The organism is Acidovorax cavernicola, from assembly GCF_003581445.1.
This window is the reverse complement of sequence record NZ_QXMN01000140.1, coordinates 1-2,499: the sequence shown is the minus strand read 5'-3', so window position 1 is coordinate 2,499 and position 2,499 is coordinate 1. Positions and strand designations below refer to the sequence as shown.

General features: G+C 63.5%; 1 protein-coding gene and 1 pseudogene. Both read left to right on the top strand.

The features are described from left to right. Nucleotides 1–301: 301 nt before the first annotated feature. The gene (locus tag D3H34_RS31725) at nt 302–2,155 is read left to right on the top strand and encodes a phosphoenolpyruvate carboxykinase (GTP) (RefSeq protein ID WP_119558768.1); all 1,854 of its coding nucleotides are present in this window, start codon (nt 302–304) and stop codon (nt 2,153–2,155) included. A 157-nt stretch (nt 2,156–2,312) separates the two neighbouring features. Beyond that, nucleotides 2,313–2,499, top strand: a pseudogene (locus D3H34_RS31720) (MBL fold metallo-hydrolase); the annotation flags it as partial.

Sequence of the window (2,499 nt, the reverse complement as noted above, 5' to 3'; positions counted from 1 at the left end):
GTCCCAACCCACCCCCGTCGAGCACGGCCACACCGCCGCCGCTGAACATGACGCCGTCGAATCGGTCGTTCACCTGATGCCGCTCGTGCTCCCGCTGGCTGGCGGCGTGCTGATGCTGCTGCTGGCGTCCATCGCCGTTTTTCTCGCCTGACTGACAGGCTTTCGCGCTTTTGTCCGCGGGCTGTGCGGCCCGCGTTGACGCAATCTCCCGAAGCGAAACGTTTTCTCAAACGGACCTCCGTGCCTGACAAGGCGCGGCGCCCCGTTCGGAAAGACGATTTTTCAACTTAGGAGATTTCCGATGAACGCACCCACGATGAAGGGCCTCACCATTCAGGCGCCCTCATACGTCAAGAACGCCAAGCTGATCGCCTGGGTGGCCGACATGGCCGCGCTGTGCAAACCCGACGCCATCCACTGGTGCGACGGCAGCAAGGAAGAATACGACCGCCTCTGCCAGCAACTGGTCGACGCCGGCACCTTCAAGAAACTGAACCCCGCCAAGCGCCCGGGCTCGTTCCTCGCGATGTCCGATCCGAGCGACGTGGCTCGCGTCGAAGACCGCACCTTCATCTGCTCGGCAGAAAAGGAAAACGCCGGCCCCACCAACAACTGGATGGCCCCGGCCGAGATGCGCACGACGCTGCAGCCCCTGTTCGACGGCTGCATGAAGGGCCGCACCATGTACGTGGTGCCGTTCAGCATGGGCCCGCTGGGCTCGCCCATCGCGCACATCGGCATCGAGCTGTCCGACAGCCCTTACGTGGCCGTCAACATGCGCATCATGACCCGCATGGGCAAGGCCGTGTACGAGGTGCTGGGCACCGACGGTGAATTCGTGCCTTGCGTCCACACGGTGGGCGCGCCGCTCGAGGCTGGCCAGAAGGACGTGGCCTGGCCTTGCAACAAGACCAAGTACATCGTTCACTACCCCGAGACCCGCGAAATCTGGAGCTACGGGTCGGGCTACGGCGGCAACGCGCTGTTGGGCAAGAAGTGCTTCGCCCTGCGCATCGCCTCGAACATGGGCCGCGACGAAGGCTGGCTGGCCGAACACATGCTGATCCTCGGCGTGACCAGCCCCGAAGGCAAGAAGCACCACGTGGCTGCCGCCTTCCCGAGCGCCTGCGGCAAGACCAACTTCGCGATGCTGATCCCGCCGGCGGGCTTCGACGGCTGGAAGGTCACGACCATCGGTGACGACATCGCCTGGATCAAGCCGCAAGCCGACGGCACGCTGCGCGCCATCAACCCCGAAGCCGGCTACTTCGGCGTGGCACCGGGGACCAACGACCTGACCAATCCGAACTGCATGGCCAGCCTGGACCGCGACGTGATCTTCACGAACGTGGCGCTGACCGACGACGGCGACGTCTGGTGGGAAGGCATGGGCGACGCGCCCGCGCATTGCATCGACTGGCAAGGCAAGGACTGGACGCCGCAGATCGCCAAGGAAACCGGCGCCAAGGCGGCACACCCGAACGCGCGCTTCACCGTCGCTGCCACCAACAACCCCGCACTCGACGAAGCCTGGGACGATCCGAAGGGCGTGAAGATCGACGCCTTCATCTTCGGCGGCCGCCGCTCGACGACCGTGCCGCTGGTCACCGAGGCCCGCAACTGGGTCGAAGGCGTCTACATGGCCGCGACGATGGGCTCCGAAACCACCGCTGCGGCCGCCGGCCAGCAAGGCGTGGTGCGCCGCGACCCGTTCGCGATGCTCCCGTTCATGGGCTACAACATGAGCGACTACTTCCAGCACTGGCTCGACCTCGGCAAGAAGCTGGAAGCCTCGGGCGCCCAACTGCCGAAGATCTACACCACCAACTGGTTCCGCAAGGGAGCAGACGGCAAGTTCGTCTGGCCCGGCTACGGCGAGAACATGCGCGTGCTGAAGTGGATGATCGATCGCGTGGAAGGCAAGGCGACGGAAGGTGTCGAACACATCACCGGCGTGAGCCCGCGCTATGAAGACCTGAACTGGACCGGCCTGGACTTCAGCGCCGAGCAGTTCGCGACGGTCACGAGCATCGACAAGGCCGCCTGGCAGGCTGAATTGAAGCTGCACACCGAGCTGTTCCAGCAACTGGCTCATCACCTGCCGAAGGAACTTCCGCAAACCAAGGCGGCGATTGAGCAGCGGCTGGCAGCCTGAGGTTGCACGACCTTTGAAATGAGTGAATTGAGGCCTTGAAGACCCTACAAGAAGCCCGATGAGTTCATCTCGTCGGGCTTTTTTTCTATCCGCGTCGTTATTGATCAGCCTCCAAAGCCCTCCTTCGAAGCACGCCCGTCATGCTGTGAAGGTGCTGATGAAGTTCAAGCTGCTGGAGTTGCAGGTTGTGTCGCGGGGGGAGTGGGCAGGTTGGCTGCTGGGTACGCCGTACTTCGAACGAATCCGGGCTCGATTCTTTGCAGATGAGTCTCTGGATGCTTTGACGAACGATCTTCTGTCGGAGCTGGTTGCGGCTGGGGCGGCGCAGTCAGATGCTTTTGGCG